This window comes from Alteromonas sp. WD8-37 (assembly GCF_055326825.1).
Map to the genome: position 1 here is coordinate 776,355 of NZ_JBUZOV010000001.1, position 26,266 is coordinate 802,620.

At 52.0% G+C, this 26,266-nt stretch carries 23 protein-coding genes; 7 read left to right on the forward strand and 16 right to left on the reverse strand.

Features of this window, described 5'->3' with window-relative positions; all coding sequences use genetic code 11:
• The first annotated feature begins 12 nt into the window (after positions 1 to 12).
• Genes tusD through ACTUJZ_RS03475 form a run of 4 tightly spaced genes read left to right on the forward strand, consistent with a single transcriptional unit; the run spans position 13 to position 1,338 of the window.
• Complete coding sequence (gene tusD / locus ACTUJZ_RS03460; RefSeq protein ID WP_463634860.1) at positions 13 to 402, forward strand: sulfurtransferase complex subunit TusD; 390 nt, start codon at positions 13 to 15, stop codon at positions 400 to 402.
• Positions 402 to 752 carry a DsrE family protein gene (locus ACTUJZ_RS03465; protein WP_463634861.1) on the forward strand — a complete coding sequence of 117 codons (351 nt, stop codon included), beginning with the start codon at positions 402 to 404 and terminating at the stop codon, positions 750 to 752. Before tusD ends, ACTUJZ_RS03465 begins: the two co-directional genes overlap by 1 nt.
• Positions 752 to 1,003, forward strand: coding sequence for a hypothetical protein (locus ACTUJZ_RS03470; protein WP_463634862.1), 252 nt, complete (start codon positions 752 to 754; stop codon positions 1,001 to 1,003). The genes ACTUJZ_RS03465 and ACTUJZ_RS03470 overlap by 1 nt, the downstream gene beginning before the upstream one ends.
• Positions 1,003 to 1,338 carry a TusE/DsrC/DsvC family sulfur relay protein gene (locus ACTUJZ_RS03475; RefSeq protein WP_463635237.1) on the forward strand — a complete coding sequence of 112 codons (336 nt, stop codon included), beginning with the start codon at positions 1,003 to 1,005 and terminating at the stop codon, positions 1,336 to 1,338. The genes ACTUJZ_RS03470 and ACTUJZ_RS03475 overlap by 1 nt, the downstream gene beginning before the upstream one ends.
• A 32-nt stretch (positions 1,339 to 1,370) precedes the next feature.
• Here ACTUJZ_RS03475 and serS read toward each other — a convergent pair whose 3' ends face one another.
• The 6 genes from serS to lrp all read right to left on the reverse strand — a co-directional run bounded on the left by serS (position 1,371) and on the right by lrp (position 8,264).
• A complete protein-coding gene (serS, locus tag ACTUJZ_RS03480; protein ID WP_463634863.1) occupies positions 1,371 to 2,666 on the reverse strand; it encodes a serine--tRNA ligase in 1,296 nt (431 codons plus the stop codon).
• A 10-nt stretch (positions 2,667 to 2,676) separates the two neighbouring features.
• Positions 2,677 to 3,060: a fluoride efflux transporter CrcB gene (gene crcB / locus ACTUJZ_RS03485; RefSeq protein ID WP_463634864.1), complete on the reverse strand. Its 384-nt coding sequence runs from the start codon at positions 3,058 to 3,060 to the stop codon at positions 2,677 to 2,679.
• Positions 3,061 to 4,371: a replication-associated recombination protein A gene (locus ACTUJZ_RS03490; RefSeq protein ID WP_463634865.1), complete on the reverse strand. Its 1,311-nt coding sequence runs from the start codon at positions 4,369 to 4,371 to the stop codon at positions 3,061 to 3,063.
• On the reverse strand, positions 4,371 to 5,012 hold the full coding sequence (gene lolA / locus ACTUJZ_RS03495) for an outer membrane lipoprotein periplasmic chaperone LolA (RefSeq protein ID WP_463634866.1): 642 nt from the start codon (positions 5,010 to 5,012) through the stop codon (positions 4,371 to 4,373). The genes ACTUJZ_RS03490 and lolA overlap by 1 nt, the downstream gene beginning before the upstream one ends.
• A 3-nt stretch (positions 5,013 to 5,015) precedes the next feature.
• Positions 5,016 to 7,583, reverse strand: a complete 2,568-nt coding sequence (locus ACTUJZ_RS03500; protein WP_463634867.1) for a DNA translocase FtsK — start codon at positions 7,581 to 7,583, stop codon at positions 5,016 to 5,018.
• Between the two features lie 195 nt (positions 7,584 to 7,778).
• Positions 7,779 to 8,264 (reverse strand): leucine-responsive transcriptional regulator Lrp, encoded by a 486-nt coding sequence (gene lrp, locus ACTUJZ_RS03505; RefSeq protein ID WP_463634868.1) that lies wholly within the window; start codon positions 8,262 to 8,264, stop codon positions 7,779 to 7,781.
• Between the two features lie 127 nt (positions 8,265 to 8,391).
• On the opposite strand from lrp, the gene ald reads away from it, so the two are divergent.
• Entirely contained in the window at positions 8,392 to 9,522 is a 1,131-nt protein-coding gene (gene ald, locus ACTUJZ_RS03510; protein ID WP_463634869.1) for an alanine dehydrogenase, read from the forward strand.
• A gap of 88 nt (positions 9,523 to 9,610) precedes the next feature.
• Here the strand turns inward: ald and pyrF are convergent, their stop codons facing one another.
• The 10 genes from pyrF to gyrA all read right to left on the reverse strand — a co-directional run bounded on the left by pyrF (position 9,611) and on the right by gyrA (position 22,494).
• The gene (gene pyrF / locus ACTUJZ_RS03515; protein WP_463634870.1) at positions 9,611 to 10,330 is read right to left on the reverse strand and encodes an orotidine-5'-phosphate decarboxylase; all 720 of its coding nucleotides are present in this window, start codon (positions 10,328 to 10,330) and stop codon (positions 9,611 to 9,613) included.
• Positions 10,320 to 11,489: a lipopolysaccharide assembly protein LapB gene (lapB, locus tag ACTUJZ_RS03520; RefSeq protein ID WP_463634871.1), complete on the reverse strand. Its 1,170-nt coding sequence runs from the start codon at positions 11,487 to 11,489 to the stop codon at positions 10,320 to 10,322. Before lapB ends, pyrF begins: the two co-directional genes overlap by 11 nt.
• 1 nt (position 11,490) lies before the next feature.
• On the reverse strand, positions 11,491 to 11,751 hold the full coding sequence (locus ACTUJZ_RS03525; protein WP_463634872.1) for a LapA family protein: 261 nt from the start codon (positions 11,749 to 11,751) through the stop codon (positions 11,491 to 11,493).
• Positions 11,752 to 11,869: 118 nt separating this feature from the next.
• The gene (locus ACTUJZ_RS03530; RefSeq protein ID WP_463634873.1) at positions 11,870 to 14,224 is read right to left on the reverse strand and encodes a PilZ domain-containing protein; all 2,355 of its coding nucleotides are present in this window, start codon (positions 14,222 to 14,224) and stop codon (positions 11,870 to 11,872) included.
• Positions 14,225 to 14,372: 148 nt separating this feature from the next.
• Positions 14,373 to 14,660, reverse strand: a complete 288-nt coding sequence (gene ihfB, locus ACTUJZ_RS03535; RefSeq protein ID WP_463634875.1) for an integration host factor subunit beta — start codon at positions 14,658 to 14,660, stop codon at positions 14,373 to 14,375.
• 79 nt (positions 14,661 to 14,739) lie between these two features.
• Positions 14,740 to 16,413 (reverse strand): 30S ribosomal protein S1, encoded by a 1,674-nt coding sequence (gene rpsA / locus ACTUJZ_RS03540; RefSeq protein WP_463634876.1) that lies wholly within the window; start codon positions 16,411 to 16,413, stop codon positions 14,740 to 14,742.
• Positions 16,414 to 16,525: 112 nt separating this feature from the next.
• Positions 16,526 to 17,206 carry a (d)CMP kinase gene (cmk, locus tag ACTUJZ_RS03545; protein WP_463634877.1) on the reverse strand — a complete coding sequence of 227 codons (681 nt, stop codon included), beginning with the start codon at positions 17,204 to 17,206 and terminating at the stop codon, positions 16,526 to 16,528.
• A gap of 113 nt (positions 17,207 to 17,319) precedes the next feature.
• The gene (gene aroA, locus ACTUJZ_RS03550; protein ID WP_463634878.1) at positions 17,320 to 18,618 is read right to left on the reverse strand and encodes a 3-phosphoshikimate 1-carboxyvinyltransferase; all 1,299 of its coding nucleotides are present in this window, start codon (positions 18,616 to 18,618) and stop codon (positions 17,320 to 17,322) included.
• Between the two features lie 10 nt (positions 18,619 to 18,628).
• Positions 18,629 to 19,714 carry a 3-phosphoserine/phosphohydroxythreonine transaminase gene (gene serC, locus ACTUJZ_RS03555; RefSeq protein WP_463634879.1) on the reverse strand — a complete coding sequence of 362 codons (1,086 nt, stop codon included), beginning with the start codon at positions 19,712 to 19,714 and terminating at the stop codon, positions 18,629 to 18,631.
• A gap of 101 nt (positions 19,715 to 19,815) precedes the next feature.
• Positions 19,816 to 22,494, reverse strand: coding sequence for a DNA topoisomerase (ATP-hydrolyzing) subunit A (gene gyrA, locus ACTUJZ_RS03560; RefSeq protein WP_463634880.1), 2,679 nt, complete (start codon positions 22,492 to 22,494; stop codon positions 19,816 to 19,818).
• Positions 22,495 to 22,776: 282 nt separating this feature from the next.
• Here gyrA and ubiG point away from each other — a divergent pair, with 282 nt between their 5' ends.
• Together ubiG and nrdA are read left to right on the forward strand one after the other, a co-directional pair.
• A complete protein-coding gene (ubiG, locus tag ACTUJZ_RS03565; protein ID WP_463634881.1) occupies positions 22,777 to 23,481 on the forward strand; it encodes a bifunctional 2-polyprenyl-6-hydroxyphenol methylase/3-demethylubiquinol 3-O-methyltransferase UbiG in 705 nt (234 codons plus the stop codon).
• Positions 23,482 to 23,926: 445 nt separating this feature from the next.
• Complete coding sequence (gene nrdA / locus ACTUJZ_RS03570) at positions 23,927 to 26,242, forward strand: class 1a ribonucleoside-diphosphate reductase subunit alpha (protein WP_463634882.1); 2,316 nt, start codon at positions 23,927 to 23,929, stop codon at positions 26,240 to 26,242.
• Positions 26,243 to 26,266: the final 24 nt, after the last annotated feature.

Below are 26,266 nucleotides of genomic sequence, written 5' to 3' on the forward strand. Positions count from 1 at the left end.
GTTTTTGTTTGTATGGCAGTTTATTCCTTACTTATCACCCAGCCGCCATCGGCCACGTTGAATACCCTGGCCGCCCAACAGTTTGCCAATGATTTGGTGGCTGCCGGGCATACGCTGGCGCAGGTCTTTTTTTATGCTGACGGGGTGTATCATGCTAATTATCTGGCTACTCCACCCAATGATGAGCATGCCACCTATACCCAATGGGAAGCGCTACAGCAGCACACCGGCTGCCGCTTGCTGGTTTGCGTGACCGCCGCGTTAAAGCGCGGTGTAGTGGATGCCGAGACTGCTCAGCAGGAAGCATTGGCCACCTACACGCTCAAAGCACCGTTTGAGCAAGCCGGGCTGGGTGAGTTTTTTACCGTGCTGCATGACAGCCAACATCTGGGGCAATTTTAATGGCCTCTATCTTAGTGCGCTTTACTCAAAGCCCGTACCAGGGTAGCGCGATGCATGATGGTCTGGAGTTTGCCATGAGCGCCACAAACTACGGCCATGACGTAGCGGTATTATTTGATAACGAAGCAGTGCGCGCATTTGTGGCACACCAGGCTCCCCCGGCTGGGGTCAAAACTGTAGCTAAGCGGCTTAATGCGCTGGCGTTATTTGATGTTGAGCCCTGCTATGTCAGCGCATCAGCGTTGGCTCAGCGGGCGATTCAGCTTGAAGATGACGATGACATCACACTTATCAATGATGACCAGCAGCGTACGCTTCTGGCCGGCTTTACCCATGTGGTGACATTCTAATGCTGATTACGATTTCTAGCCTTCAACAACTGCATAGCTCTGCCCTGGCACATCTGACCGATGACGACGTGGTTGTGCTGATGCACGAGGCGGTATGCAGCCCGGCCAAGCCTAATACCGGCGCTGCCCGGGTCTATCGCTATGCGCCGCATTTTTTGGCTTATGGCGGCGCGTCGGATCAGCCTGATTTACTTTCAACAAGCGAGTATGTGGCCTTAAGTGCAGCGCATACTCCCTGGGTCCAATGGTGATGACACAACTATACTGGCACGGGCAAGCTATCCCGTTAGACAAACATGGCTATTTACAAAATGTGGATGATTGGAGTGAAGAGCTGGTGCCAGAACTAGCCAGCCAGGAAGGCATCACCCTGACCGAGGCGCACTGGGAAGTGGTGCTGTTTGTGCGGGAGTTTTATTTAGAATACGACACCAGCCCGGCTATACGCGCGCTGGTTAAAGCCATGGCCAACAAATACGGTCCGGAAAAAGGCAACAGCCGTTATTTACAACGCTTATTTCCCAAAGGCCCAGCCAAACAAGCCACCAAACTGGCCGGCTTACCCAAGCCGGCTAAATGCTTATAAAAAAAGCGCCTCGCGGCGCTTTTTTTGTGGCCTTAGGCCGGTGAAATCTGGGTCACACCGCCCATGTAGGGCACCAGCACTTCCGGGACAGTCACACTGCCATCGGCTTGTTGATAATTTTCCAGTACGGCTACCAGTGTACGGCCCACAGCCAGGCCTGAACCATTCAAGGTATGCAGCAATTCGGGCTTGTTGGTTTGCTTGTCGCGATAGCGGGCCTGCATGCGGCGCGCCTGAAAATCACGCATGTTAGAGCAGGACGAAATTTCACGATAAGTATCCTGCGCCGGCAACCACACTTCCAGATCGTAGGTTTTGGCCGAGCCAAAGCCCATGTCGCCGGTGCACAGCAGCATCTTGCGATAGGCGAGACCCAAACGTTGCAAAATCTGCTCGGCATGGCCGGTTAATGCTTCTAGTGCCGCGTCACTGTCTTCGGGTTTAACCAGCTGCACCAATTCCACTTTTTCAAACTGGTGCTGACGGATTAAGCCGCGGGTATCCCGGCCGTACGAGCCGGCTTCACTACGAAAACATGGCGTATGCGCGGTCATCTTCAGCGGCAACTGGTTTTCATCAAAGATTTCGTTACGACCGATATTGGTCAGCGGCACTTCGGCCGTGGGGATCAGGGACAAACCCTGGCCTTCTTCGGTGGCCGGCTGAGTATGAAACAGATCGGCGCCAAATTTGGGTAACTGGCCGGTGCCATACAGGCTGTCGTGATTTACCAGATAGGGCACATAGGTTTCTTCATAGCCATTTTCAGCCGTATGTACATCCAGCATGAACTGGGCCAGTGCCCGATGCAGGCGAGCCACCTGGCCACGCATTACCACAAACCGGCTGCCGGTCAGTTTACTGGCCAGGTCAAAATCCGCGCCGCGCGACAGATCTGCGGCCACGTCTACATGATCTTTAATATCAAAATCAAAGCTTGGCGGCGTGCCCCAGCGGCTTACCTCCACATTGTCTTCTTCACCTTCGCCATTCGGCACACTGCTATCCGGCAAATTCGGAATTTCCAGCATCAGCGCCTGGACCTGATCCGCAATGGCGGCAAATTCAGCTTTGGTGACGTCTAACTGCTCACCCAGCTGGCCCACTTCGGCTAACAGCGGGGCAATATCTTCGCCGGCGGCTTTGGCTTTACCGATGGATTTACTGCGCACATTGCGGTCGTTCTGCAAATCCTGCATTTTCATCTGCAATGATTTACGTTGCTCTTCCAGGGCATTGAAGGCCTCTACATCAAGATGATAGCCACGCGCTTTTAAACGCTGTGCGGTGGTATCGATGTCGCTTCGCAAACACTTTGGATCTAACATGTGCTTCTTTTTATCCTTTCATCAGTAATAAGGCTAGCCAGCCTGCTATCAGACACGCCGCCACATTTAAGCCAATGTTGGCAGCAGCTTTTACCCAGTGGCCTGCTTCGAGCAGCGCCAGGGTTTCTATTGAAAATGTTGAAAATGTCGTTAAGGCACCCAGCAACCCGACGCCAAGCAGCGCCCGGTACGGTGACTCAGCCAGGTGATGGTGGGTAATGGCACCGTACAGCAGGGCCAGGCAAAACGACCCCAGCACGTTGACTGTCAGTGTACCAAAGGGAAAGCCTTTTCCAAACCAGGAATCCAGCTGCCCGGACAAAAAGTAGCGCAGGCACGCGCCTACCGCGCCACCGATGGCCACATACAGATACGTCAGGGCTGCCGGGCTCATCTAGCGCGATTTCTTGCTGCTGGCATTAAGCGCATCCAGATAATCCCGTTTGGCTCTTAAGGTTTTTTCCATGCCCCGCTCCACCGGCTCATATAAGCGGGTACCGGCCAGTTCGGGTGGCAGATACACTTCGCCGGCCGCAAACGCATTGGGCTCATCGTGGGCATAACGATACCCCTGGCCATGACCCAGCTCTTTCATCAGTTTGGTAGGCGCATTGCGTAAATGGTTGGGCACCGGATAATCCGGTGCTTCTCTCGCCAGTCGCATGGCCGCCTTAAACCCAGTGTAGACAGCATTACTTTTTGCGGCCAGCGCACAATACACCGCGGCCTGGGCAATGGCACGCTCGCCCTCAGCCGGCCCTACCCGATGAAAGGTGTCCCAGGCATTGAGCGCGACTTCCAGCGCGCGGGTATCAGCATTGCCAATATCTTCTGACGCAATGGCCAGCAGCCGTCGTGCCACATACAAAGGATCGCCGCCACCGTTTAATATCCGAGCGTACCAATACAGGGCAGCATCCGGATCAGAGCCGCGCACTGATTTGTGAAAAGCCGAAATAAGATCGTAAAAGGCATCGCCCTGTTTGTCGTAACTGGCGACCTTTTCCCCCACAGCCTGTTCAATATCGGCCAGCTGAATTTGTGCAGCGTCGGTAAAATCTGCCGCCAACTCTAAGTAAGTCAACAAGCGACGGGCATCCCCGCCAGCCAGGCCAATCAGCGCGGTTCGGGCATCCTCAGCCAGCGTCAACTTGCGCTCGCCCAGGCCGCGCTGTTCATCGCTTAAGGCGCGAGTGAGTAAGCTATCCAGATCGGTTTCTTCCAAGGCTTTTAGCACATAGACCCGGGCACGCGACAACAAGGCTTTGTTAAGCTCAAAAGAAGGATTCTCGGTAGTGGCACCGATGAAGGTAACCGTGCCGGCTTCCACGTAGGGTAAAAATGCATCCTGCTGACTTTTATTAAAGCGATGTACCTCATCCACAAACAGCACGGTGCGCTGCTGATAGCGCACATCGGCTTCGGCTTTTTCCATGGCAGCGCGCACATCTTTTACCCCGGCATTAACCGCCGACAGGCGCACCACATTGGCCTGGGTGTAGCTGGCAATCAATTCAGCCAGCGTGGTTTTGCCAGTGCCCGGCGGGCCCCACAACACCATCGAGTGACAGTGGCCCGCTTCCAGCATTTTACGTAACGGCTTGCCCGGGCCCACCAGATGCGCCTGCCCGGTGTATTCGTCCAGATTTTGCGGGCGCATTCGCGCCGCCAACGGCGCAAAGGGTTCGTCGTTGGAAAAAAGCATTAACGCTGATCGTCGATGATATAGGTATCAGGAATGGTGACCTCAAACCGGCTTAGCGCCGGTTTAAAGCCGGTATTAATGTCGTTGAACTGCAGCCGGCTGGATTGTTGCTGGGCGTCCAGCATGGTCAGGCCGGTCAAGGTTTGCTCGTCAAATACCAATTCTAACTGTTGGATCTGACCTTCACCGTCTTTAGGGGTAATGGTAAAGGTATTGGCCTGAGGCTGGGCGATATCAAATTGCTGCCATTGCTGTGCGCTGTCTGAGGTCAACAGCACAATGGGGTTATCCTGCACCGCGCGCTGCTGGTCCAAAATCGTAACCTGCTCGACAAACGGATCGACATTCCACACTGCCCGGCCATCAGCAATGAGCAGGGTTTCATCCGGCATGCTGGTTTCCCAGCGCAATTTATCCGGCCGGGCCATTTCCAGCTGGCCACTGGCTTCATAAACCACTTCGCCGTCAATGTCCGTGACCGTCTGGTCAAAACCCGCGCGATACTGTTGCATCGCTGCCAGTTTTTGCTGCAAATTTTGCTGCGCCTGGGCGGCACTTACCGGTGCCTCGCTTTGGGCCAGGGCCGGGATTGTCAGCAGCAATGCGCCGGCTGCCAGGCATCTATACATTATATTCTTCATCTGTTAATCCTTCGGCGGTGGCGGTGCGATGACTTCGCGATTGCCATTGTGGCCTGGTGAACTTACGACGCCGCTTTGCTCCATTTGTTCCACTAATCGCGCAGCGCGATTGTAACCAATTCTGAATTTTCGCTGCACCCCGGACACACTGGCCCGCCGGCTTTCAGTGACAAAGGCCACCGCCTCGTCATAAAACTCATCAAATTCCTGGTCGCCACCTTCGGGTTGTTCACCGGGTAATAGTACCTCGGCCGACGCATCACCATTTAAGATCTCATCGATATATTCGGGTTCGCCGCGTTTTTGCCAGTCGGCAACTACGGCATGAACCTCATGGTCATCCACAAAGGCGCCATGCACCCGGGTAGGCACGGGGCTACCCGGCGGAAGATACAACATGTCACCCATGCCCAACAAGGCCTCAGCGCCCTGCTGGTCAAGGATTGTACGCGAATCGATTTTACTGGATACCTGAAATGCGATGCGCGTAGGAATGTTGGCTTTGATCAAGCCGGTAATCACATCCACCGACGGGCGCTGTGTGGCCAGCACCAGATGAATACCGGCGGCCCGCGCTTTTTGCGCAATCCGGGCAATCAACTCTTCCACTTTTTTGCCCACAATCATCATCATATCGGCAAATTCGTCGACAACCACCACAATACTGGGCAGCTTGCCCAGTTCAGGGGCCTCCGGCTCCATGCTGTCTTCCGAGCGCCATAGCGGATCTTTGATGGGCTCGCCAGCTTCAATGGCTTTCATCACCTTGGTGTTATAGCCTTTGAGATTTCGCACACCTAGTGCTGACATTAGCTTATAGCGGCGTTCCATCTCACCCACACACCAGCGCAGCGCATTGGCCGCTTCTTTCATGTCGGTGACCACCTCGGCCAGCAAATGCGGGATCCCTTCGTACACCGACAGTTCGAGCATTTTCGGGTCGATCATAATCATGCGCACATCTTCGGGCGTGGACTTATACAGCAGGCTGAGGATCATGACATTGACCCCCACTGATTTACCCGAGCCGGTGGTACCGGCAACCAGTAAGTGCGGCATTTTGGCCAGATCCACGACCACCGGTTTACCACTGATATCCGAGCCCAAGACCATGGTTAAGGGTGAAGCATGGCTTTGGAAGGTGTCACAACTGATGACTTCACTTAAGCGCACCATTTCCCGTTTTTTGTTTGGCAGCTCCAGGCCAATCACTGACTTGCCCGGAATAACCTCGACTACCCGTACCGAGATTGCTGACATGGCACGTGCTAAATCTTTAGATAAGCCGGTGATTTTACTGACCTTCACACCGGGGGCCAAATCCAGCTCAAAGCGGGTGATCACCGGCCCTGGGTACACGCCCACCACAGTGGCTTCGATATTAAAATCAGCCAGTTTTTCTTCTACCAGCCGCGATACCGCATCTAATTCTTCCTGGGTGATGGGGTTTTCGTGTTTATCGGGGCGTTCTAGCAGGTCAAAGGACGGCATCGGGCCTTCGGCCGCCTCTTCGGCTTCAACCGGCGATGACTCTGCCGCAGAGGGCTTCGACGCTGTATTAGTAGATGCAGGCTCAGGGGCAGACTTAGCCGGCGCCACTTTTTGTTTGAGCGCCGACATAGAAAAACGGCTTTCTTTCGCGGCCACGGCTGCCGGCGCGTCATCTGCTGCTGGCTGTGGCGCAGGCTTTGGCGCGGGTGATGAAGGTGCGGAAGTACCTGACTGGCTACCCTGCCCTGCCGGTGCTGAAACCGGTTCATCAATAGAAAACGGGGGCAGATCATCTTCGGCGTCAAAGATTTCATCAGGAATGCCAAATGACGGCTCTGCCCGCTCTTTGGGGGCTGTGCGTTCGGCCGACATATTAGTGGTACTGGGCGGCGGCTCGGCGCGCATACTGGTAATATCCAGCTCTTCGCTGTCCGGGGCGGTAGAGCGCCGGTTAAAGGTAGGTAAAGATAAGCGCGGCGCTTCAAAATCCAGCAATTGCTGGGGGGCCTGCCAGGCTTTGCGCCCGCCCCATAATACCAGGTGGCCCATCCCGTCAATCACGGTGAGCCAGCTGATGCCGGTCATGAGCGTGAAGCCGGTACAAAAAAAGCATAGCAGCAGTAGGATGGTGCCCGGGGTGTTGAAGTAAGGGATAAGCGCTGAGCTGATCACATCGCCCATAAAGCCGCCGGCAGAAAAATTAAACACATCGTTAAAATTTACGCTGGCAATACCACTGGCACCCAGGCAAATTAACAGAGCACCGATAATGCGCAGGCCGATGGTAAGATAATCAAACTGCTCCAGCTGCTTAATATGCTGAAAACAAAACCAACCTAAAAACGCCATACAAAATGGCAGCAGGTAGGCCAGATAGCCAAAGCTAAACAACAGTAAGTCCGCTATCCAGGCACCGGTGGCCCCCACCCAGTTATGCACATTGAGTTGCAGGCCAGCCTGGCTCCAGCCCGGGTCACCAGGATGAAACGAGGCCAGTGCCAGTAAAAGATAAAATGCAAATACGCAGGCAATGATCATACCTGCTTCCAGCAATCGCTGAATTCCGGAAAGTCGCGCCATAACCCTCAAACTTCTTGTTAACCGTTGTGCAGCTACGCACCTGTCATTAAATCAGCATCCATGTACCCTTGTGTTGTGCCCTATCTGGCAACACACTTAGCAGAGACTGGCTTCGGTTTTTTTCTTATTTAGTAAAGACTACCACAAAGAATTCAGCCACACCTACGATAAAGCTGTACAAATACACAGATTTTGCTATTTCAGGTTAATTCGTAGACGGGTGGTAGTTTTCACTTCTTCCATCACCACATAGGTGCGTGATTCACTCACCCCCGGCAGCCGCAACAGGGTATCACCCAGTAAGCGCCGGTAGCTGGACATGTCCGCCACCCGGGCCTTAAGCAAAAAATCAAAATCGCCGGAGACCAGGTGGCATTCCTGAATATCTTCATGCTGTGACACCGCCGCAGAAAATTCGGCAAAAATATCCACCGAGGTTTTGGTCAGGGTGATTTCCACAAACACCAGCATGGCCGCGCCCAGTTTGTGCGGGTTAACCACCGCATGGTAGCCCAGGATATAGCCCTGGGTTTCCAGGCGGCGCACCCGCTCTAAGCATGGGCTAGCGCTCAAACCAACCTTGCGGGCTAATTCCACATTGGAAATGCGGCCATCCTTTTGTAGCTCATTGAGGATATTGCGATCGATGCGGTCGAGCTCTTTAGGGGTTTTTACCAGCATATTTTATTCTGATATAGAGACAATACACCAAATATAACACGGTGTTTGACCTGTTTTCAGCACATACTTTGCTTTAATTGTCAGTATACTGCGCGATCTTAATCAATTATTAACACAGAGAGCACATATGCTGATTGGTGTACCAAAAGAAATAAAAAATCATGAGTATCGGGTTGGCCTGACCCCGGCCGCTGTGAAGGAATTTGTCACCCATGGACACCAGGTGATGGTGCAAACCAATGCCGGCGAAGCCATCGGCTTTACCGACGAGATGTACCAGGCAGCCGGCGCCTCCATTGCCAGCTCACCGGAAGCCATTTTTGCCGAAGCAGAAATGATTGTAAAAGTGAAAGAGCCGCAGCCTAATGAGTGTAAGCAGTTAAGCAAAGGCCAGACCCTGTACACTTACCTGCACCTGGCCCCGGATGCAGTACAAACCGAATTACTGGTCGCTTCTGGCGCAACATGTATTGCCTATGAAACAGTGACCGACCGTCAGGGTGGCTTACCTCTGCTGGCGCCGATGAGCGAAGTTGCAGGCCGCATGTCGGTGCAGGCTGGTGCCCACTATCTACAAAAAGCCCACGGCGGCTCTGGCACCTTGCTGGGTGGCGTACCGGGTGTGGCCCCAGGCAAAGTATTGATTATTGGTGGCGGTGTGGTCGGCACCAACGCGGCTAAAATGGCATTGGGCCTGGGTGCAGACGTCACCATCCTGGATCGCTCACTGCCACGCCTGCGTCAGTTGGATGATATTTTTGATGGCCGCCTGAAAACCGTATTTTCTACGGTTGATGCCATTGAGCATTATTCTTCAAAAGCTGACCTGGTTGTGGGTGCGGTACTGATCCCGGGCGCTGCAGCGCCAAAACTGCTGAACCGCGAGCACATCAAAGCGATGAAGCCAGGTTCTGTATTAGTCGATGTAGCCATCGACCAGGGCGGTTGCTTTGAAACCTCAAAAGCCACTACCCATCAGGACCCGGTTTATAGCGTGGATGATGTGGTGCACTATTGTGTGGCCAACATGCCAGGCGGTGTTGCGCGAACCTCAACCATGGCATTAAACAATGCCACCATGCCATTTGGCCTGGCGCTGGCCAACAAAGGCCCGGCCCAAGCCATGTTAGACGACCCGCATCTGCTGGCTGGTTTGAATGTGCATGAAGGTAAGGTGACATATAAGGCCGTGGTTGACGCCTTAGGCGACAAGTTAGACCTGACTTATGTGCCTGCGGCTGACGCCTTAAAAGGCTAATCTCACTTAAAGCGCAAAAAGGCCATCAGATGATGGCCTTTTTTGGGTCTGCTCTATTTGTGTTTGCTTTTGCGCAACGCACCCGGGCTTAGTGCTGAGCAAGCTCCTGATTCACCGCTTTGAGTACTGCCAGCGGATGTTCGGCCTGGGTAACAGGCCGCCCCATCACCAGATAGTCCACACCGGCTCGCAGCGCATCCGCCGGCGTCATGATGCGTTTTTGGTCGCCAGCCTCACTGCCGGCTGGGCGGATCCCCGGCGTTACCAGCAAAAATGGCGGTGGCACTGCATCACGCAACAGCTTTGCTTCTAGGGCAGAACATACCACTCCGTCCAGACCACTGGCATGGGCCAGCTTTGCCAACTTTAGCACTTGATCAGCCGGGCTGACATTGCCTACCACTTGTTCCAACTGAGTCGCGTCCATACTGGTTAACACTGTCACTGCTGTCAGTTTGGTCTGTGGATGTGCACTATTGGTTATGGCCTGTCTGGCGGCTTCCATCATCGGCTGGCCGCCCGAGGCATGCACATTGACCATCCACACCCCAAGCTCGGCAGCTGCTTTACAGGCCTTGGCCACGGTGTTAGGAATATCATGAAATTTCAGATCCAAAAAAATCTCAAAGCCCTGTGCCACCAATTCGCGAACAAACTCGGGCCCGAACAGAGTAAACATTTCCTTGCCCACTTTGAGCCGGCACATACTTGGGTCGAGTTGCTGGACCAGCGCCAGCGCTGCGTCTTTTTGATCAAAATCCAGCGCGACAATGACTTTAGGATCGGGGGTCTTCACATTATTCTCCATCAAGGCCTTTGATAGGTTTAACAACATTCCACTTACGGCACGACGGACATAGCCAGTAGAGCTTGCGCCCGGAAAAACCGCAACTGACACACCGGTATTTGGGGCGGTGGGCGATCTGGTTTTCCACCAGTTCTTTAAGTAACTTCAGGCTCTGGGTCGACGCACTGTCTTCAAGCTGGTCGATATACAGGCCCATCAGGGTTTTAAACCCTTTCATGGTCGGCCGCTTGCGCAGCTGTTCCAGCAGATAACTGGCTGCCTGTTCGGTCTGATCCTGGCGTAACAAGACATCCACCATGGCCAGATAGGAAGTGGCGCACTCCTGCCAGTGCGACTCCAGTTGTTGGGCAAATGTCTGCCACTGGCCGGTTTGTTCGGCAATGGTCTCCAGATGCGGCACCGCTTCACAAAACCAGTTGATATCACGCTCAGCAACCTGCAAAAAATAGCCGGTAGCATCCTCATAGCGCTGATGCTCCAGCGCCATCTGGCCTAACATCAGCCACGGGCGTACCGCCCGCTCATCAGCATTGACCGCTTCCTGTAACAATGGCAAAGCCTTTTCATCGTACCCGGCACGCCGTTCCAGCAAGGCCTGTTCACAATAAAAATGGGCCAGGCGTTCGCTGACATCATCATTGTCGCCATGGCAGCCCACCATGCGCTCGGCCAGTTCAATGGCGCGATGCCATTCTTTGGTGGTCTGATAAATATTAAATAATTGCTGCCGGGCGATCACATAGTGCTTATCGCTATTAAGCAATTGCAGAAAGGCATTTTCGGCACGCTCTAAAAAACCGGCCTGTACATAATCAAGGCCCAGCTCTTTGAGCGCATTTTCGCGTTGGGTGGGTTGGATTTCATCGCGCGAGACCAGATTCTGATGCACCCGGATGGCGCGGTCTATTTCACCCCGGTGGCGAAAAAAGTTGCCCATAGCGATGTGGGTTTCCACAGTATCGCTGTTCAGATTGATCATCTTGATGAGGGTGTCCACCGCCTTGTCAGGCTGGTCTGACAGCAAAAAATTCAGGCCGCGGAAATAGTGACGGGACAAGATGCTGGATTGTTCACGCTGCGCCTGGCGCACACTGTTACGGCCCATGATCCAGCCATAGCCAGCAGCAACCGGTAAAAGAAGAAACAGCAGCTCGAGCATATTAGTGGTCTTTTTGCGCCTTTCTCAACCGGTTACGCGTGGTAGTCAATTGTAGCCGCAGCGCCAGCCAGCTGGTCAGCATCATCAACAACCCGATGACCACCCCTACGCCCAGCGCAATGGCAATTAAGGTCGAGATGCGTAGTTGAGCCTGAGCAATCAGGTAATTTACCGATACAACCGCATCATTTTGCGAGCCGATGGCAAATGCCAGAATCAGTAAAAACAGGATGATAAGAAGTGAAATAATACCTTTCAACATGCTAGCCTGGTTAACCTAAGGTGTTAATCAGCATAGCAAATTGCTTCGCATCTTGATATCACTTGTTGTGATATTCAGCGTAAATACACGAATTTTGTTTACCAGGTCTAACCCATTCCTACTGGGCGACCGGCTGGCGTGCTGGTTTGGCTGCGGCAGTGGTTTTGGGTGGTACAGGTTTTAAGCGCGCCCCCACTAGTGCGGCTTGTAGCGCCGATTCATTAGACAGGTAGATTACGTGGGTGTAAGACGCCTGGAGGCTGAGCATCCGCTCGTACATCACTTTATCCACCTTGGACAATTGCGCCAGCCGCTTTTTGGTCATCGGACCCACTGCATCTAAGCACTTTTTAGCCTGAATTCGGGTTACGCATAACTCTGTTTTCTCTTCAGCCAAATGCTGTGCAATGTGCTGTCGCAACGGTTTAAACAGATAGTCCTTTTCCGGTACAAACACCAGCTTGTTATCGCTCTTGCGCTGGCAGTGAATCACGCTGGACTGGGATTGCTTGCCCTTAAGCAGATTTTGTAACAGGGTGGACTTGGGCTTGGTTTGGCCCTGGTCGGCAAAAAATCCGTGCAGCGGGGCCACATCCGTTTGCATGGCAAACGGGTACAAATCTTCCGACGCCTCGCGCATATAGACAGTTTTGATCCGCTCCAGTAAAAAGCGGCTGGCGATACATAACACACTGGCTGACGGGTGTTCGCGCATGGCCAGCTCCCACACAAATCGGTGCATCAGGCGCTGCTGACGGGTGGTATCCCGGCTGCGAAAATAGCTGGCATTGGTTTCCAGAAGCTGGGCGATAGCCTGCTCGCTGCGGGCGCCTTCGGCCAGGCGTAAACGCAGCAGCCCGGTGGGTTCGTGGTACTGGATAACCTGGTATTTCTCATTTTTTATTTTAAAATCCGGCACGGTCACTTTGATTTGCCCGGACACGCGGCTTGAGGCCGGGGGCTGGGCCAGATACAAGCGCATACCGTGCGCCGAGATATCAGTAAGCCTGGCCTCCATGGATTGCAGCAAGCCTAATTTGACACTGGAGGGTTTATCAATCACATAGCGCGGCTCCTGTCGGCGGTCGAGGCCATCTTCCACCACAAAATTGATTTTGCGGCGCTGGGTGTCAGCCCACAATGACTTATGCACCGGGCCTAACTGACACGGCTCGGTCAGCGCCAATGCGCCAATGCGAGCGGTGATATCGGTGTAAAACAGCAAATGGCTAAGAGCACTTAAATCGGGGTGGTCGTGCCGGCTAATATCATGGGTGGCAAAGGCCACCTGCTTGTGCATATCGTCAACGGGCGTCAGGCGACAATGGTAACAACGAAAATCCGGGTCTTTCACCAGTAAGAATAACAATGGGGTGAATACATTGGCAGCCTGCAACTGACGATGGGTGGCCTGAATATGAATACTGCCCTGCTTTGTTTTGACTTTGCCAGACAACATAAAGGCTTCGCCAAAGGTGCGCAGCTCATCGATGAGCGCGGCAAAGTTGGCCCGGCCGCTAAAGGCCTCCAGTGAACTATAGCCACTATTATGCAGGCTATTGGTGCTGGTAAATAATGCCATCACCGGCTCCAGCGTGGTGCCCTGGCTTTTTAGTGCAACCGGTACCCACGGGCTATGCAACAAGATCCGGTCGCGTTCCAAATCCTGCATGGCCCGTTCAATCTCCAGTTCACGGCTGAGCGGCTGCTGATACATGGCATTTCGCACATAGCGGGTGATTTGGTCGGCATGACTGCCCGCGGTATCGTTTACCAGCTTAAAATGGGTCTCGTATTTTTCGCTATCTTTGTTAAAACAGACTTTATCCACCTCATAGCTGACCAGGGTGTCTTTATTGTTGCTTCCAAATACCTCTGGCAAGGCAAACTGAAACACCTTGTCTTTTTCAATGCGCGGCGGCCGTTTACTCTCAACCGCCAGATACTGATGACTCAATGCTGCTACTGTAAAATGGCGGCCTTTTTCGAATTCGGCAGCAGCCACCTGAAAATTGGGCGCCACCGCAATATCCTGGCCGAATTCAATATCGTTTAACGACTGAGACTCCACCGCAAAAGCATCCACAATCTTTTTATATTGTTCTTTTTTGATGTGTGACTGATAAAAGTCTGAATTGGTGATGGACTCAAACACGCCCACTGTATAGCGGTTTTGATACAGCGATGATTCGCTTTTAAGAATATGCGCGCCCACCTTATCCAGCCGCATATCAATGCCAAAATGTTTAAATTTAAAAACCGGGAACTGGGCAAAGGCTGAATTGTCTGCCGGTGCGTTGGTCAGGGAGGTCAGGCGCACCACTTCATCACGCACCACTTTACGCACGTTGCTGGGAATACGTTTAGAAAAGCGGTTCAACCCTTCTAATAAGCGATTTTCCTGTTCATAAGGGATCAGCGCACGAATGAGGGTTTGATATTGTTTTATTATTTTATTTTCGTCGTCGGGCATGACGCAGCACTAATTCCTTTGTAGTAGCACTGCTAATATATAATTCTTTCGTTTAACTGGTCAACAGATAACCGGCTTAAATAAAAATGTGGGAATTGCATGATTGTAGGAAAAAAAAACCGCAGCTCGAAGGCTGCGGTTTTTGCGATTAAGCGATTGAGGCGTCTACCCGCTCGCGTAGTTCTTTACCCGGTTTGAAGTGAGGCACGTACTTTCCGTCCAGTTCGACGGTCTCCCCAGTTTTGGGGTTGCGGCCTGTTCTTGGCGCCCGGTAATGAAGTGAAAAGCTGCCAAATCCGCGAATTTCAATACGCTCGCCCCGTTGAAGGGTTTGCGCCATTTGCTCGAGAATTTCTTTAATCGCCAGCTCCAAATCTTTTGCAGGCAGGTGACGATATTGATCCGCGAGCCGTTCTATCAGTTCCGACTTGGTCATAAAAACCTCTTTGTCCAAAAATATTAAACAGCTACTACACATCAATATACGCCAGATTTGCTAATCTGGCGCACCCAAATTAATTATCGCTTTTCGCTGCTTTAAAGGCTTCTGCCATTGCGTTAGCGAATCCGCCGTCATCTTGCTTATTGACTTTCTCGATAGCGTCTTTCTCGTCAGCCTGGTCTTTTGCTTTTACGGACAGGTTAACAGCGCGATTCTTACGATCCACACCCATGAATTTCGCTTCGATTGACTCACCAACATTCACAACTTCAGACGCATCTTCAACACGGTCACGAGACAGGTCAGCTACACGGATATAACCGTCAACTTCTTCAGCCAGATTCACGGTTACGCCTTTAGCGTCAACTGCAGTTACAGTGCCAGTTACGATAGTACCTTTCTTGTTGTCAGACAGATACTGGTTGAACGGGTCTTCTTCGATCTGCTTCACGCCCAGTGAGATACGCTCACGCTCTGGGTCGACTTGCAGAACCACTGCAGAGATTTCGTCGCCTTTTTTGTAGTCACGCACTGCATCTTCGCCAGATTTATTCCAGCTGATGTCAGACAGGTGAACCAGGCCGTCGATGCCGCCGTCAAGGCCGATGAAGATACCAAAGTCAGTGATTGACTTGATCTTACCGGTAACCTTGTCGCCTTTTTCGTGCGACTTAGCAAACGTTTCCCAAGGGTTATCGATACACTGCTTCAGACCCAGAGAAATACGACGACGTTCTTCGTCGATTTCCAGAACCATTACTTCTACAGTGTCACCTAAGTTAACCACTTTAGATGGGTGGATGTTCTTGTTGGTCCAATCCATTTCTGAAACGTGTACCAGACCTTCAACACCATCTTCGATCTCTACGAAACAACCGTAGTCAGTCAGGTTAGTAACCTGGCCAGAGATCTTAGTGCCTTCTGGGTAACGTTGAGAAATATCTTGCCATGGATCGTTGCCCATCTGCTTCATACCCAGAGAAACACGTTGCTTCTCTTTGTCGAACTTCAGAACTTTAACATTGATCTCATCACCAACATTCACGATTTCGCTTGGGTGCTTCACGCGCTTCCAAGCCATATCGGTGATGTGTAGCAGGCCGTCAACACCGCCCAGATCTACGAATGCACCGTAGTCGGTCAGGTTCTTAACGATACCTTTGATTTCATGACCTTCTTCAAGGTTAGCCAGCAGTGATTCACGCTCTGCACTGTTTTCGGCTTCGATAACAGCACGACGAGAAACAACCACGTTGTTGCGCTTGGCGTCCAGCTTGATTACTTTAAACTCAAGCTCTTTACCTTCCAGGTGAGTGGTATCGCGTACCGGGCGAACATCAACCAGAGAGCCTGGCAGGAACGCACGTACACTGTTAACTTCAACAGTGAAACCGCCTTTAACTTTACCGTTGATAACACCTTTGATGGTTTCTTTTTCTTCGTACGCTTTTTCAAGCTCAACCCACGCTTCGTGGCGTTTTGCTTTTTCGCGAGACAGTACGGTTTCACCGAAGCCATCTTCTACAGCGTCAAGTGCAACATCAACAGAATCACCGATTTCGATTTCTAACTCGCCTTCGGCATTTTTGAATTGGTCTGCTGGGATAGCACTTTCTGATTTTAAGCCTGCATCAACAAGAACGATGTCTTTGTCGATAGAAACTACCGTACCTTTAACAATGGAACCAGGACGGGTTTCTAATTCCTGTAAGCTTTCTTCAAAAAGTTGTGCAAAATTTTCAGTCATAAGGTCTTTATAAACAAATAGTTGAAATCCACATTACAATCCGGCTAACGTGGGGTTATTAACATCTGTCGCAACATCCGTGTTGCAACTGGCTGCTTTGGGGCTATTCGGCTCACACATTTTTGAGGCGAGAGGAGATAACGTCCATCGCTTTTTCAAATACCTGGTCAATGTCCAGGTCTGTTGAATCTATTACTACCGCATCCTGAGCCGGCACCAGTGGCGCGACTGACCGGTTGGTATCACGCTCGTCTCTGGCTTGAATATCGCTCAAAAGGCGCGCAATGTTAACATCTGCCCCTTTTTCTTTCAACTGGGCATAACGGCGCTCGGCGCGGGCCTCGGCGCTTGCGGTAAGAAAAATCTTCACCGGCGCGTCAGGAAACACCACTGTACCCATATCGCGGCCATCGGCTACAAGGCCAGGGGCATCCTGAAAAGCACGCTGGCGCCGCAATAAGGCTTCACGGACGCGGGGCAAAGCGGCCACTTTTGAAGCCACTGAGCCAATTTGCTCAGTGCGGATATCATCGGTGACATCCTCACCTTCTAAAATAATTCGGGTGGTCTCACCGTCGGTTTCAAAACTGACATCCAGCCCGGTTGCCAAAGGAACAATAGACGCTTCATCATCAATCGGCAAATCATGATGCAGGGTGGCCACAGCCAAAACGCGATAAATCGCGCCGCTGTCGAGAAAATGCCAGCCCAATTTTTCTGCAAGTAAACTGCTTAGCGTCCCCTTACCTGCCCCACCTGGGCCGTCAACCGTGACTACGGGAATCGGATGCATACCTGCTCCAGTTATATTAATGAAAGGTTAAAAATCGGCGGCAATTATACGCGCTCAGCCAGGTTTCGCAATGTTCGTACCAAAATGCCGCCAACGTATTGATTCATGCTGTGTTATGAACGCGTATCTGTCGGCTTACAGATACTGGCAAAGCGGCTGAAGTAATCCGGGAACGTTTTGGCGGTACAACCCGGATCATTGATGGTCACCGGCGTATCACTTAGCGCCACCAGAGAAAAACACATGGCTATCCGATGATCATTATAGGTGTCGATGGCTGCATGTTGCAGGCTGGCCGGCGGCTCAATGCGAATATAATCTTCGCCCTCTTCCACCGTGGCGCCCACTTTTTGTAATTCTGTGGCCATCGCCTGTAAGCGGTCGGTTTCTTTGACCCGCCAGTTATAAATATTGCGGATGGTGGTTGGGCCGCGGGCAAACAAAGCGGTGGTGGCAATAGTCATGGCCGCATCCGGGATATGATTCATGTCCATATCTACGCCGCTAAGTGGCTGGCCGGTCACTTCGATATACTCATCGGCATAAGTAACCTGCGCGCCCATGGCCTCCAGCACTTCGGCAAAGCGGATATCGCCTTGCACACTGTGCTGGCCAATACCGGTTACCCGAACGGTGCCGCCTTTAATGGCGCCAGCTGCTAAAAAATAGGATGCCGACGACGCATCGCCTTCCACCATAAAGCTTCCCGGTGAGCGGTACTGCTGACCGGCACTGATCACAAATTCGGCGTAATCATGGTTTTCCACCACCACCCCAAATTTGGCCATGGTATCCAGGGTGATATCAATATAGGGCTTGGACACCAGGTCGCCGATGATGCGAATACGGGTGGCTTCATTAAACAATGGCGCAGCCATCAATAACGCTGTTAAAAACTGGCTGGACACACTACCGTCTACTTCAATATCACCGCCGCGCAATGCCTTACCGGTAATCGCCAGCGGCGGATAGCCTTCATTTTTAAGATAGCTGATGGTGGCACCGGCCTGGCGCAGGCTGGTCACCAGATCGCCAATAGGGCGCTCTTCCATACGCGGTTCGCCGGTCAGCTCTACCTGGACATCGCTGGCCGCGAGTGCAGCGCACAAAGGCCGCATCGCGGTACCGGCATTGCCTAAAAACAAGCTATGATGACCTGTAGCGGTAAAACCACCGCCCAATCCGTGTACTTCGCAACGGCTGTTGTCGTCGCTTAGATGATAATGAACACCCAGTTCGGTCAGGGCATTGAGCATGTGCCGGATATCGTCACTGTCCAGCAGGTTGGTTAAGGTGGTGGTACCTTTTGCCAGCGCGGCTAATAACAATGCCCGGTTGGACAGGCTTTTGGAGCCGGGAACATTGACCTGGCCGCTGACACCGGCGATGGGATCGAGTGTGAGTTGTTGCATAAAGCGATAATTATCCGTGAGTTCGTTCAAATTCAGCCATAAAGTCGACCAGCGCCTGCACGCCTTCAATAGGCATGGCGTTGTAGATACTGGCGCGCATGCCGCCCACAAAGCGGTGCCCTTTTAACGCCAGCAAGCCCTGCTGCTCAGCTTCGCTTAAAAAGCGCTCGTCCAGGCTGGGATCGGCCAGTTGAAAAGGCACATTCATTTTTGAGCGGCAAGCTGGATGAACCCGGGAGCGATAAAAAGCAGAGCCATCGATGGCGCCATACAACAATTCGGCTTTAGCCGTATTGCGCTGTGCCATTACCTCTACCCCGCCTTCCTCTTTAAGCCACTCAAACACCAACCCGGCCAGATACCAGGCAAAGGTCGGCGGAGTGTTGTACATCGAGTTGTCCTGGGCAGCTTTGGTGTAATCAAAAATTGAGGGTGTGGCCGTTTGCGCGCGGCCTAATAGATCCTCGCGAACTATGGTCACTGCCAGACCCGACGGGCCGATATTTTTTTGGGCCCCGGCATACAAGATGCCGTATTTAGCGATATCCAATGGCTGTGACAAAATGGTCGACGACAAGTCTGCCACAAGCGGTACCTTGCCGGCGTCGGGCAACCAGTCGTAGGCGATGCCATCCACTGTTTCATTGGGGCAAAAATGCAGATAAGCCGCGTCCTGGTCAATGCTATCCGGTGATGGCGGCGCGATAAAATCCAGGCCATCGCGTTGTTCGGTTTCACCAATGACTTGCGCGGTATTGTATTTGGCTGCTTCGCCTACCGCCCCCTTGGACCAGGAACCGGATACCAGATGCAGTGATGTATCGCCAGCCGCTGAGATATTCAACGGGACCGCCGCAAACTGACCGCGACCACCGCCCTGTAAAAACAGCACTTTGTAATTATCAGGGATCTGCAAAAGGTCACGTAAGTCGCGCTCGGATTTTTCTGCCATAGCCACAAAATCTTTGCCGCGATGACTGATTTCCATCACCGAGGTGCCGCCGTTTTGCCAGTTGATAAATTCCTGCTGGGCGCGTTGCATCACCGCAGGCGGCAGCATGGCCGGGCCCGCACTAAAGTTAAATACCGGATTCATGTGATTTTCCATACCTTCAAAACAAAGCAAGCGGCCTTATCAAGCCGCTTGCACCAAATCAGTCAGGGTCGCCAGGCCTGCCGAAGCAGGCCCTTATCAGGCTACTCTTCAGGTGTCGGAGGCTGCTCTTCGTCGCTGCCGATAGCATCTGTGGTCACCACAGGCTCGCCGTTTTCGTCCAGCACGATTTCATCTTCAACTTCTTCGATGCGTTGCAGACCCACCACAAACTCGTCTTCGGCAGTGCGGATAAGCCTTACACCCTGAGTGTTACGCCCTACCACAGAGACCTCTGACACGCGGGTTCGAACCAGGGTACCCTGATTACTGATAAGCATGATCTCATCGGTGTCATCCACCTGGACCGCGCCTACTACCTTACCGTTACGTTCAGAGACTTTGATTGAGACCACACCCTGAGTCGCACGGCTCTTAGCCGGATAATCATCCAGTGGCGTGCGCTTGCCAAAGCCATTTTCGGTAGCGGTCAGCACTGCACCGTCACCACGTGGCACAATCAACGACACCACTTTCTGGCCGTCCTGCAGCTTAATACCGCGAACACCAGTGGCTGTCCGGCCCATGGGGCGCAGTGCCAGCAGCTCTTCACCGGTTTCAGCATCGCGTTTCACAGCGCCGGTTTCTGCATCACGCAGTTTTTCATTAAAGCGCACCACTTTACCGGCATCGCTGAACAGCATGATGTCATCGTCACCTTCGGTGATTGCCACACCAATCAGTTCATCGCCTTCATTCAGATTTACCGCGATGATGCCGCTGGAGCGTGGCCGTGAGTACAGGCTCAGGTCGGTCTTTTTCACTACCCCGTTGGCGGTAGCCATCAGTACAAACTTGCCTTCGACAAATTCTTTGATTGGCAGGATGGCGGTAATACGCTCATCGGCTTCCAGTGGCAGAATATTCACAATCGGCCGGCCACGGGCATTGCGACTGGCAAACGGCAGCTGGTAAACCTTCAGCCAGTATAGGCGGCCGCGGGTGGAGAAGCACAAAATATGATCATGGGTGTTGGCTACCAACAAGCGCTCGATGAAATCTTCATCTTTCATTTTGGTAGCAGACTTACCTTTACCGCCCCGACGCTGAGCTTCGTAGTCAGACAGTTTCTGGTATTTCACATAGCCCTCGCGGGACAAGGTCACTACCACATCTTCCTGCTCAATCAGATCTTCGATATCGATATCATGGCTGGCAGCGGTGATTTCGGTACGACGTACATCACCAAACTCTTCGCGCACTTTTTCCAGCTCTTCGCGGATCACTTCCATCAGGCGCTCTGGCGAGCGCAGGATATACAGTAATTCTGCGATTTGCTCTAACAGTTCTTTGTATTCTGCCAGGATCTTGTCGTGTTCCAGGCCAGTCAGTTTGTGCAGACGCAGGTCCAAGATGGCCTGGGCTTGTTGCTCGGTTAGATAATACTGCCCATCGCGAATGCCAAACTCAGGAGCCAGCCATTCCGGGCGGGCGGCATCGTCACCGGCACGCTCCAGCATTTGCGAAACATCACCTAAGTTCCAACCCTGAGCCACCAACTGTTGCTTGGCTTCCGCCGGGCTGGGCGAAGCTTTGATCAGATCAATTACCGGATCGATGTTGGCCAGCGCAATGGCCAGACCTTCTAAGATATGGGCACGGTCGCGCGCTTTGCGTAATTCATACACTGTGCGGCGGGTAACCACTTCACGACGGTGCAGAATAAAGCTTTCCAGCACTTCTTTAAGGTTGAACACCTTGGGCTGGTTGTTATCCAACGCCACCATGTTGATACCAAACACGGTTTGCAGTTGGGTATTGGCATACAGGTGGTTAAGCAGCACTTCGGCCGATTCGTTGCGCTTCACTTCCACCACGATGCGCATGCCGTCTTTGTCCGACTCATCGCGCAGGGCAGAAACGCCTTCGATGCGTTTTTCTTTAACCAGCTCAGCGATTTTTTCAATCAGGCGAGCTTTGTTAACCTGGTACGGGATCTCGTTGACGATGATGGTTTCTTTACCATTGTCTTCGGTTTCGATCTCCGCTTTGGCACGCAGATAGATTTTGCCGCGGCCGGTGCGATACGCATCTTCAATGCCTTTGCGACCGCTGATTAGTGCAGCGGTGGGAAAATCCGGGCCCGGGATATGTTCCATCAGACCATCAATGCTGATGTCCGGATCTTCAATCAACGCCAGACAGCCATTGATCACTTCAGTCAGGTTGTGTGGCGGAATGTTGGTGGCCATGCCCACAGCGATGCCCGACGAACCATTAACCAATAGGTTAGGCACTTTGGTGGGCAGTACTTCGGGGATTTGCTCAGTGCCATCATAGTTGGCCACAAAATCCACGGTTTCTTTGTCCAGATCAGCCAGCAATTCGTGGGCAATCTTGGCCATGCGTATTTCGGTATAACGCATGGCAGCCGCCGAATCACCGTCTACTGAACCAAAGTTGCCCTGCCCGTCGACCAGCATATAGCGCAATGAGAAAGACTGGGCCATGCGCACGATCGTATCGTATACCGCAGAGTCGCCGTGAGGATGGTATTTACCAATTACATCCCCGACCACACGGGCAGATTTTTTATACGGCTTATTGAAATCGTTTTTCAGCTCGTTCATGGCGAACAACACGCGCCGGTGAACAGGCTTCAGGCCATCGCGTACGTCAGGTAGTGCGCGGCCAACAATAACGCTCATCGCATAGTCTAGATAGGAGTTTTTAAGTTCCTCCTCTATATTGACGGGGAGAATTTCTTTAGCGTTATCAGTCATAAACTGCTTTATCCCTTAACTTAGGTTTAGTGTGCGCTGCGCAATCAGGCCTCAGACCCGGCGATACAGCAGGGCGCGCACATTCTTATTATGTGAGGCGGCAAAACAATCTGTGAGTGTACCACTGCCGGGGCAAATAATGTAGCGCTTAATCTTCGCAAATCCGCGGTGATGGCTTAAGCGGCGAATTTTCACGCAGGTAGCGATTTGGCGGTGTCAAACTGTGCCATTTCAGCGCAATTTACGCTATGTTATAGGCCTTTTTTGTGACAGGAAGCAACCATGTCAAATGTGGATGAACAGGAAATTGCCAAATTTGGCGAACTGGCCTCACGCTGGTGGGATACCGAAGGGGAATTTAAACCTCTGCACGCCATCAACCCTTTGCGGTTAGATTTTATTGCCCAGCATGCTGATGGTTTGTTTGATAAACAGGTACTGGATATCGGCTGTGGCGGCGGCATTCTGGCCGAGGCGATGGCGCGCATGGGCGCGCAGGTCACTGGCATTGATATGGCAGAAGCCTCACTGGAAGTAGCCCGGCTGCATGGGTTGGAGTCCGGTGTTTCGGTGGACTATCAGCAAATCACTGCCGAGGCGTTTAGCGAGCAGCATGCCGGTGAATTTGATGTGGTGACCTGTATGGAAATGCTGGAACATGTGCCTGAGCCGGCATCCATCGTACAAGCCTGTGCCCGGTTGGTGAAACCCGGCGGCCAGGTGTACTTTTCGACCTTAAACCGAAACATCAAAGCCTACTTGATGGGGATTGTCGGGGCCGAGTATGTGCTTAATCTGGTGCCTAAGGGCACCCACCAGTATGAGCGGTTTATCAAGCCCTCCGAATTGATGCAGATGACTGACGCGGCAGGACTGCTCACCCGTCATGCCACCGGCTTGCACATGAACCCGCTAACTAAAACCTTTTTTACCTCGGATCGAAACATCGATGTGAATTACATGTTGCATGTTACTCGCCCGGAGTAACACAACATATAGTGTTACTGGTTAATCGTTAACACTATATATCGAGCAATTATAGCTCAGAAGTAAATAAGAATAATAAAAATGCTTCACGGATCTTTTGATCAAAAATGCTTGCATTCTGGATAAATAACGCTTGTAAAATCGTTTTAGGTTAGTCATTACTAACATTGATTTTGCAGGCGTCTAACTGCTGGTTTTAGCACCAGATATTGGGTTGCATTAGAACGCAAACCTCACTATCTTGTGCTTATTCTCAGATGCCGCTAACGCCCTGATCGCCCAACTTTAAGGCCGTCAGGCTATGGCTGTTGCGTCATCCTGGCAATATCTATCGCCTATGCTGTGAACGCCTGTCGCTCACAGGTATTGCGAGCAAACACCAATACAATGATAATTTGGGCACCGCCCACGCTTCACGCGCTAACAGACAAAACGGCCAGTAATAATGAATAACGACCTCCTCGTCACCAAACGCAATGGCGAACAAGAGCCCATTGAACTTGATAAAATCCACAAAGTGATTACCTGGGCTGCAGAAGGACTTGAAAATGTGTCTGTGTCTCAGGTTGAGATCAAAGCTCAGATCCAGTTTTACGATGGCATCAAAACCAGCGAAATCCATGAAACACTGATTAAATCTGCCGCTGACCTGATTTCTACAGAAGCACCGGATTATCAGTATCTGGCAGCCCGTTTGGCGATCTTCCATTTGCGTAAAAAAGCCTATGGCCAGTTTGAGCCGCCGGCTTTATACGATCATGTGGTGAAGCTGGTTGAGGCAGGTAAATACGATCCGCACCTGTTAAACGACTACAGCGCCGAAGAATTTGCCCAGATGGACGAGTTTATGGACCACTGGCGCGATATGAATTTCAGCTATGCCGCGGTTAAGCAGCTGGAAGGTAAGTATTTGGTGCAAAACCGGGTGACCGGCGATATTTATGAAAGCGCGCAGTTTTTGTATATCCTGGTGGCCGCGTGTTTGTTTGCCAATTACCCACAGGCAACCCGGTTAGACTATATCCGTCGTTTTTATGATGCGGTGTCTACTTTTAAATTGTCGCTGCCCACGCCCATCATGTCAGGCGTGCGTACCCCGACCCGCCAGTTCAGCTCGTGTGTTTTGATTGAAACCGGTGACAGCCTGGATTCTATCAATGCCACGGCGTCTGCCATCGTAAAATATGTGTCGCAACGAGCCGGGATCGGCGTAAACGCCGGACGTATCCGCGCGTTAGGCAGCCCCATTCGTGGCGGCGAAGCATTCCACACCGGTTGTATTCCATTTTACAAGTATTTCCAGACTGCGGTAAAAAGCTGCTCGCAAGGCGGCGTGCGCGGTGGTGCGGCAACCTTGTTCTATCCATTATGGCACCGTGAAGTTGAATCCCTGCTGGTATTGAAAAATAACCGTGGTGTGGAAGAAAACCGGGTGCGGCATTTGGATTACGGCGTGCAGTTCAACAAGCTGATGTATCAGCGCATGATGAAAGACGATTACATCACCCTGTTCAGCCCCTCGGATGTGCCTGGGTTGTATGATGCATTTTTTGCTGACCAGCCTGAATTTGAAAAGCTGTATGTACAGTACGAAAACGACGACAGCATTCAGAAAAAACGCATCAAGGCGATGGAACTGTTTAGCTTGTTTATGCAAGAGCGCGCGTCTACTGGCCGTATCTATCTGCAAAATGTGGATCACTGCAATACCCACAGCCCGTTTGACCCGAAAGTGGCACCGGTTCGCCAGAGCAACCTGTGCCTGGAAATTGCGCTGCCCACTAAGCCACTGCAGCATGTGAATGATGAAGAAGGCGAAATTGCGCTATGTACGCTGTCGGCCTTTAACCTGGGTGCGATTAACTCGGTCGATGAGTTTGCTGAATTGTCCGACCTGGCGGTGCGCGCATTAGACAGCCTGCTGGATTATCAGGATTACCCGGTTCCGGCAGCGTATAATGCCACCATGAACCGTCGGACATTAGGTGTGGGCGTAATTAACTTTGCCTACTTCCTGGCTAAAAATGGCGTGAAGTATTCAGACGGCAGCGCCAATGGCCTGGTGCATCGCACCTTTGAAGCCATGCAGTATCACTTGCTCAAAGCATCTAATAACCTGGCCAAAGAAAAAGGTGCGTGTCCGAAGTTCAACGAGACCACCTATGCACAGGGTATCTTACCGATTGATTCGTATAAAAAGGATCTGGATAAGGTATGTAACGAGCCGCTGCAGATGGATTGGGACTCGCTACGCGAGGACATCAAAACCCACGGATTGCGTAACTCTACCCTGTCGGCACTGATGCCATCTGAAACCTCGTCGCAGATCTCTAATGCCACCAATGGTATTGAACCGCCACGCGGTCACATTAGCATCAAGTCGAGCAAAGATGGTATCCTCAAGCAGGTAGTACCAGAATACGAAACGCTGAAAGATAAATATGAATTACTGTGGGATATTCCATCGAATGATGGCTACCTGCAACTGGTGGGTATCATGCAGAAATTTATCGACCAGACAATTTCAGCCAATACTAATTATGATCCAGGCAAATACGACAGCGGCAAAGTACCGATGAAACTGTTGTTAAAAGATTTGCTGAGCGCGTACAAACTGGGTGTGAAAACATTGTACTATCACAACACCCGCGACGGTGCGTCTGATGCCAGCTCGGTTGAAGCAAAAACGCAGCAACCTCAGGCGCAGACAGCAATAGTTGAAGAAGATGACGATTGTGCTGGCGGTGCGTGTAAGATTTAACACGCGCCCCATGTCATCCTTTTT